Origin of the sequence: Acetobacterium sp. UBA5834 (assembly GCF_002435675.1) — a bacterium.
GTDB lineage: Bacteria > Bacillota > Clostridia > Eubacteriales > Eubacteriaceae > Acetobacterium > Acetobacterium wieringae.
Genome location: NZ_DJGY01000042.1, coordinates 1 through 7,099, shown reverse-complemented (window position 1 = coordinate 7,099; position 7,099 = coordinate 1). Strand labels below are relative to the sequence as shown.

Sequence of the window (7,099 nt, the reverse complement as noted above, 5' to 3'; positions counted from 1 at the left end):
GACGGCTGTGGCGCCATATATAAAGTGGCACCATAACCGCTGATTCTGGTATTGTTCTTGACTTCCAGTTGACTGGTAACCACATAGGTTCCTGCCGGAACTGTCAAGGTAACGTTTTTACTGCTGGCATCATTAATGGCATTTTGAATCGCTGCCGTATCATTGGTGATGCCATCCCCTTTTGCGCCAAAATCTTTGACACTGACTCCCTGAGTCACTGGTGTTGGTGGTGGTGTGACAACTGGTTCAGTCACTACGGGTTCAGTCACTACGGGTTCGGTCACCACGGGTTCGGTCACTACGGGTTCGGTCACTACGGGTTCGGTCACCACGGGTTCGGTCACTACGGGTTGTGTAACTGTGACAGGTTTTTTAGGAGGTCTGACTCTGGCTGCAAATGCCGAATTTATTGGCATAACACTAAATAACACAAATAATGTGACTAAAAAAACAGATATTTTTTTCATGATGGTATTCCTTTCGGTAGCCGGCTGCCATTTTACAGGCCCTTAGCTTTGCGTCCCAACTTTTCAGTTGGTTTGCCTTTTTCGTTGAATAACGATGAATTGCAAATAAAAAACTTCCCTTTCGGTAACTGGCTGCCATTTTACAGGCCCTTTAGCTTTGCGTCCCTATTTTTCAACAGGTTTGCCTTTATCGTTGGAAAGTGATTCCACGATCAATATTAAAATTTTGTAATCGCTTTTTTTGAGTATGTTACCTTCCTTTCGGTAGCTGGCTGCCATTTTACAGGCCCTTTAGCTTTGCGTCTCTGACTTTCACCAAATTTGCTTTTATCGTAGAAAATAAACGGCACCTTAAACAACTCCCCAAATCAAATTGATTTGTTAAGTATTGTTTTATACGTTCCATTTTTTGAATCGCACTTACATACAATCTCTTAGCTGAGCAAATATTCGAATATTAAAATATTTGCTTTTCTTGGGCTCACTATATCACATTTTTGGATACTAGTCAATGCCTTGTTTAACTTTTTTAAAATTTGTTTTTGCCAGAGCTTCAAAACCGTCACATGCGCTATATGTTGATGCCAGAAATATTCTGTTCCAAGATATGGTATCTCTTCGGATCAATTGCTATCCTTGCCAAAATGGCTTAATTGTCAGATATTTTTGATTTCAGAAATCGGTAGTTTGTGATGCAACTCATTTTATTTTTTTAACTTAACGCAGATAAATCACATTTTTGGGTAATAAATAAATGTACCCAATCAGTCTTTTTTTACACGAAACTTTGTATCGGGAGGCGCTAAATTATGTTTAAAAATTTCAAATCACAACTGATTAAAATGGATGCACGATTGTTCAATGGTACTCTCAAGGCATTTTATATAAAACATATCCAGTATAAAGGCAAAGCATATTTTTTAACCAAAGAATTATATTTTCCACCACATACAACTGCGAACAAGAGCGTCCGGATGGGTTCTGCTGGCGAATTATTAGCGGTTGGCGGCGATCTAAGCCCTGAACGAATTATTTTTGCTTTCAAAAATGGTATTTACCCATCATCACTTGTTGATCAGCCAATTTTATGGTGGACTTCAGAGATCCGTTGTGTTTTGTTTCCTGAGCATCTTCATATTTCAAAAGTCATGTGGCGTTTAATTAAGCACAACCATTTTCACCTGACCGTGGACAAAGCGTTTGATGATGTCATCAATGGCTGTACCGAATCCCGAGAAGCGTACACCTGGCTCACCCCTGACCGTAAAAAATCGTGTTGCACTTTACATGATTTAGGTTACAAACACTCCATCGAGGTTTGGCAAGATGGCAATCTGGTGGCCGGATTGTTTGGCTTCTCATGCGGCTCATATTTTTATATCTCTTCAATGTTTACACGAGTTAACCACGCTTCGAAATTTGCCATGATCGCCTTGACCATTCGACTGGAAGAATTGAACTGTACGATGATCGATTGCGGAACCTGGCCAACCGATCATCTCAAAAGCATGGGCGTCGTCACAATCGAGCGTGATGAGTTTCTGAAGCGATTAGACCAAAGCATCAATGTTCCTGCAATTATCAATAACTGGGAAGAGCTTTTTGAAAACTGGGACTTTTGCCAAGCCGTCAAAAATCACTTAGTAAAAAATAACCTCGATCCGATATCTTGAATTCTTTTAATGTCGCAATGATCTAATTGTGGCCTTCAACCAGGTCATATTCTGTTAGCATCGCTTTAATTCGATCCCTGGGATTAAACATCATCACATCAATGATCGATAAGTTTGGCACAAACTGATAATAAAATTGTCGGTATTCTAATGTCTCCCTCGTTTTAATAAATTTAAGTTCAATACCATTTTCTGCAAATTTTCGTTTTGAATATAAATCCATTCCACCGATCGAATTTATGTAACGTTTTGCCTTCAATTCTTTGCACACATAAATAACTGAATCCTGATAATCTAGTTCCGGTGATAATAAAAAGGAGGATTCAATTAATATTTCTGTTTCAATGTCCAGAAATACACAAATTTCTTTTATACTATTCGTCAGGAACTCTGCAACGTTATTATTGCTAAAATTCACAATCACTTCAATTAAAGGATAAATCAATTTGAATTCCGGGGCTTTCCGGTATGAATTCACAATTTTATTCAGGAATGCACGCCTTCCCCTTGGGTCAGATTGCATTACAAAGCTCCGTTTATTGATGTCGAGGAAAGAACTGTCTCGATTTAATGGTAATGTGATCAGTAAAGGTTCGCCATTTAATAAAATCCGGTTTCTGTTGATCCAGCCTTTCCTGATAAACTGCACATCATCTGCAATCACAAAATAATCTGAACAATTAATCATTTGAAAATATCCAATATAAGGAAATAAATAAGGTTGCATGATTGAAACATCCATTTTGATTCCTCGCTTTTTTTTCTTTGACTCGTTTTTACTTTCCGGGAAATTTGGGAGAATTTGATAAGAATTATCATGTAATTCTGCGCCTGCGTGACTTGCATTCATTTTGCACTCATTAAAAATGTGTTGTTGATAATCACTCATCAAAGGGATCTCCATTGCCAAAACCCGGTTCAGATTTCTCAGCTAAAATAACGAATAGTCATCCAGCATTCTGTTTATCTCTGTTGGTGAATTAAACATCATCACATCAATGATTGAAAGTTTTTCTTCAAATACCGGACGGCGTTGGGGATAGCGCTTTATCTTCACCGAGTGAAAATGTATTTTTATCCCAGACTTTTCGTATTTTTCAGGATTAAAAAATGAAAGCCCTCCAATCGGATTCCAGTATTCCTCCACATTTCCAAATTTTTTGCAGATATTAAGGGCCCACTCATCCGGTTCATTGGCTGGCTCAATTTCCAGGTTCATTTGTGAAAAAATCTCTATATTTTTTTTGATCCCCAGATAATCACAAACACAGTTCATTGTATTATGATTTAAATAAGTAATACTTTCCGTATTAATCGCCAAAGCTCTTTCGACCACCGCCATGGTCTCCTTGTAGAAGGGGGCTTTTTTTTTATAGTGATTCAATTGGCAAAGGATATGATTTCGCCAGTCTTCGTTATTTCTGATTGACACATCTTTTATTTTTGCAAGGTGTGAAGCTTTTACCAGCGGTACGCAAATATATTGGACTCCTTCGCACGGTTTTAAAATTCGGTTTCTTTCAATCCACCCATGCCGAATAAACTTAACCGTATCAAACAAAATAAACCGATCAACCTGCTTTAACAAACTAAAATATCCCAGGTAGGGAAAAAAATAGGGTTGCATTATTCCAATGATCATCTTATTCACGCTTCCTTCGATTGTCCAACATCTCCTTTGCGGTGACCATTAGATATGTCAGACATTCAAATTTAAGTAATTTTGCTATTCCAAAATAAATACAGATTCCGACACCTACCTGTAGTGTCAGGGTTATTAAAGGACTCATATTAAGCCATAAAAAACAATAGATAATCCCACCCATTGCCAAAGATAATAACAGCGATGGCATAACATCCTTCAATTGTTGCACATAACTGTAATCCAATAGCTTCTTATTGGGATAGGCATTGATAAACGATGAGGCGACGCTGCTAAAAAACATCCCGGCAGCAATCGCATAGATACCATATGCGAGTGAGACTCCTAAAATCGCTAAGCTGACAACATTTTTAATAATCTCCAGTTTTAAAAATATATCACTTCGGCCCAAGGCATTGATTGCCTGGAGATTAGCAGTGTGAATTGGTAACAAAGCAAATGCTGCACAGGAAATCTGCAAGAATGGGACACAGGGTAACCATTTATCAGTCAAGAGAATTGTGACCAGTGGTTCGGCAATCACTGCCAATCCAACCATCATCGGAAAGATAAAAAAGGCACTGGTCACAATCGCTCTTCTGACCATTTCCTTGACTCGCTGTCGATTATCCTGTTTAAGGGCCAGGGCAGGAAACATGACCGATTGGATTGATCCATTTATATTTGAGACAATCAACGATGGAAATTGCTGACCCCGATTAAAATAACCCAGCATCGCCGGATTATAGATTTTTGCGATGAACAAGCTTTGAACATTATTATAAAGCATATTAATAAGTGCGGAAACTAATAATTTCCATCCAAATGAAAAAAGGCCTTTCAAGCTTTCCAGAGAAAATAAAAACCCCGGTCGCCATTTTACTGTAAACCAAAGAATCCCCGCCACCATCAATTGATTCGTAAGTTGCTGGGCTACCAATGCCCAGGCACCAAACCCATTATAAGCCATCACGATGCCGATTATTCCTGAACCAACAACAGCTCCTAAACTACTGTAAAACAATTTTTTAAATTCCAAATTTCTGGCAACAACAGCATTTTGAATCGAATTCAAACCACCTAAAAACAAGGTGGTCGACAAGACTCGCAGCAGTGGTATAAGCATTGGGTTCTCAAAAAACTCGGCAATCAGCGGTGCCGAAATAAACAGGATTACATAACATACCCCGGCAACCACTAAACTTAAAAAAAACACGGATGAAAAATCAGTTTCATTTGCATCCTGCTTCTGGATAAGTGCGGTATTAAAGCCATATTGTACAAATACATTGGCAAACGAAATGAATATCGCAATTAATGCGATCGTCCCATATTCTTCTGGCAATATGAGACGCGCCAATACAATTTGGACAACGAACTGTATTCCCTGCGTTCCCAGTCGCTCCATAAATTTCCAAAACAAAGATGAAATCACCTTAGATTTAATTTGCTTATCGTCCATAATCCTTCTTCCAGGTTAAGTTATTTAATGATTTTTTTCTTCGGTACAAGTTTTCTCGTCGTCTGATCTTTTACAATTTCAATAAACCCCCTGAAATCTTCGGGCATATATTTAATAATAACAAATTTAAAAGCCAAAAGATACATAAAACCCACTGCAAAGGTCATGACAATCAGTCTGATCAGCGCATATGGTAAGGTTGCTACGGGAGTGCTAATCAGATAACTGACGCCCCCAATGACAATACTGACAAGAATAATTGGCGTTAAATACCCCAATAACTCTCGTATTTTAAGTTCAACTAAATGTCCAATCAGAAACGTCATGATAAAATAGTTGATAATAATCGCAATTGTTGTTGTCACTGCAACTCCGACGATCCCCCATTCTTTACCAATATATGCCCCCCCAATGACCAGTGTTGCGTATGCAATTTGTACCCATAGTCGTTTATAGACCGCTCCCAACGAACGTACCAGCGCATCACCAATTTTATATGCCATTCTAAAAAATAAGCTGACAATTAATATTTTGAAGGGAAGGATGGTTTCTTCCCATTTCGGGCCCAAGACCACTTGAACTAAGTCTGCACCCATTGTCAGCGACACAATCGTAATTGGAAAAGCCAAAATAGCGATCAACGCTGTTAAATTCATGACAACATAGCGAATTTTTTCATGCTCATCCTGATACATGGCCAAAAGAGGAAACAAAACCCGTTCCATCACTGTGGCAATCAAGTTTGTGGGTACCAATAACAATTGATAAGCTCGATTATAATATCCTAAAGCTGCACTTCCAAGTGTTTGACTTACAACAAAATAATCTCCCTGATTGGCAATATTATTAAATAGCTTCGAGAGTGCATATCCGGTACCAAAATTAATTAGTTCTTTTGCTGATTCTTTTTCAATTATCAACCTGAATTTAATCGGCTTTTTGATAATTGACATGACGGTTTGAAACAGAACACTGATAATTTGAGCAAATACGAGCGACCACGCACCAAAGCCATTCAGAGCAAGTATGATTGCCACAGCCCCATTGATAATCGCCGCCACCGTATTTATAATGCTGATGGTTTTAAAGCGCATTTCTTTTTGAAGTAATGCTTCAGAAACGCCTGAGATACTATGAATTACGAATACGATCGAAAGAACCCGCAACATCGTGATATCATCTGATCCAACCAGGCTGGCAATTGCGGATGCAAAAATAAAGATGGTCAAATAAATAATGAGCCCCAGTATTAAGTTTAAGGTATTTCCGGTTGCAATATAATCGTCTGATAGTTGTTTTTTTTGAACGATGGCACTTCCCACACCCATCATCCAGAATATTTCAGCAAAGCTGATGATGATCTGAATCGTTGCAACTTGGCCAAACTCTTGGGGTAGCAATAATCTGGACAAACTCATCGTGATTAACAACCGGATCACAACACTGGCCAATCCCATAATTGTCATCCAGTAAACACCTAAAAATGCCTTATCTTTGTTTGATACTTTCATCAGCCCTAACCGCCCTTATCTCAGATTCATCACGTATCAGAATATCCGTCCAAATTTTATCCATTCGTTTTCGAACATTGAAATAGATAGTTCCATATCAATTTCTTTATCGCTTTTAATTCTATATCGTACTGCTGACTGGCATCAACGTTATAAATTACAGCATCTCTAAAACTCAGTGTATGAATAATGTCTGCTTTTCTTTCTAATTCCAGGATACTATGGTCTGGCTTTCTCGTAACTGCTATTTCAGGTGATACAATCAACTTAATGACTAAACCCGGGCTCATTTTAACGCATCGACCAATGTTCTTTTCCTCCATGTTTTTTGCAAGTACTTTTTG

The 7,099-nt window shown here is 38.4% G+C and carries 7 protein-coding genes and 3 riboswitches; of the genes, 1 reads left to right on the top strand and 6 read right to left on the bottom strand.

Features of this window, described 5'->3' with window-relative positions; genetic code table 11:
• A partial coding sequence (locus B3F51_RS08540; RefSeq protein ID WP_286946597.1) for a glycosyl hydrolase family 28-related protein occupies positions 1 to 467 on the bottom strand: 467 nt, incomplete at its 3' end.
• Between the two features lie 12 nt (positions 468 to 479).
• A riboswitch (cyclic di-GMP riboswitch) is annotated at positions 480 to 554 on the bottom strand.
• Positions 555 to 587: 33 nt separating this feature from the next.
• A riboswitch (cyclic di-GMP riboswitch) is annotated at positions 588 to 663 on the bottom strand.
• Positions 664 to 727: 64 nt separating this feature from the next.
• Positions 728 to 803, bottom strand: a riboswitch (cyclic di-GMP riboswitch).
• A gap of 473 nt (positions 804 to 1,276) precedes the next feature.
• Between B3F51_RS08540 and aat the strand changes: the two genes are divergently transcribed.
• Positions 1,277 to 2,140: a leucyl/phenylalanyl-tRNA--protein transferase gene (gene aat / locus B3F51_RS08535; protein ID WP_228883479.1), complete on the top strand. Its 864-nt coding sequence runs from the start codon at positions 1,277 to 1,279 to the stop codon at positions 2,138 to 2,140.
• Positions 2,141 to 2,162: 22 nt separating this feature from the next.
• Here the strand turns inward: aat and B3F51_RS08530 are convergent, their stop codons facing one another.
• From B3F51_RS08530 to B3F51_RS08510, 5 genes are all read right to left on the bottom strand, one after another.
• A complete protein-coding gene (locus B3F51_RS08530; RefSeq protein ID WP_228883478.1) occupies positions 2,163 to 3,029 on the bottom strand; it encodes a WbqC family protein in 867 nt (288 codons plus the stop codon).
• A 42-nt stretch (positions 3,030 to 3,071) separates the two neighbouring features.
• Entirely contained in the window at positions 3,072 to 3,782 is a 711-nt protein-coding gene (locus B3F51_RS08525) for a WbqC family protein (protein ID WP_286946594.1), read from the bottom strand.
• 1 nt (position 3,783) lies between these two features.
• Positions 3,784 to 5,244, bottom strand: a complete 1,461-nt coding sequence (locus tag B3F51_RS08520) for a lipopolysaccharide biosynthesis protein (RefSeq protein WP_286946592.1) — start codon at positions 5,242 to 5,244, stop codon at positions 3,784 to 3,786.
• Positions 5,245 to 5,264: 20 nt separating this feature from the next.
• Positions 5,265 to 6,755 (bottom strand): lipopolysaccharide biosynthesis protein, encoded by a 1,491-nt coding sequence (locus tag B3F51_RS08515; RefSeq protein ID WP_286946591.1) that lies wholly within the window; start codon positions 6,753 to 6,755, stop codon positions 5,265 to 5,267.
• A 56-nt stretch (positions 6,756 to 6,811) separates the two neighbouring features.
• Positions 6,812 to 7,099, bottom strand: a 288-nt coding sequence (locus B3F51_RS08510; protein WP_286946589.1) for a hypothetical protein, incomplete at its 5' end; no start/stop codon positions are given.

Coding starts and splice junctions, on each gene's coding strand:
- aat (WP_228883479.1), top strand. CDS start 1,277: ATGTTTAAAAATTTCAAATCACAACTGATTAAAATGGATGCACGATTG.
- B3F51_RS08530 (WP_228883478.1), bottom strand. CDS start 3,029: ATGAGTGATTATCAACAACACATTTTTAATGAGTGCAAAATGAATGCA.
- B3F51_RS08525 (WP_286946594.1), bottom strand. CDS start 3,782: ATGATCATTGGAATAATGCAACCCTATTTTTTTCCCTACCTGGGATAT.
- B3F51_RS08520 (WP_286946592.1), bottom strand. CDS start 5,244: ATGGACGATAAGCAAATTAAATCTAAGGTGATTTCATCTTTGTTTTGG.
- B3F51_RS08515 (WP_286946591.1), bottom strand. CDS start 6,755: ATGAAAGTATCAAACAAAGATAAGGCATTTTTAGGTGTTTACTGGATG.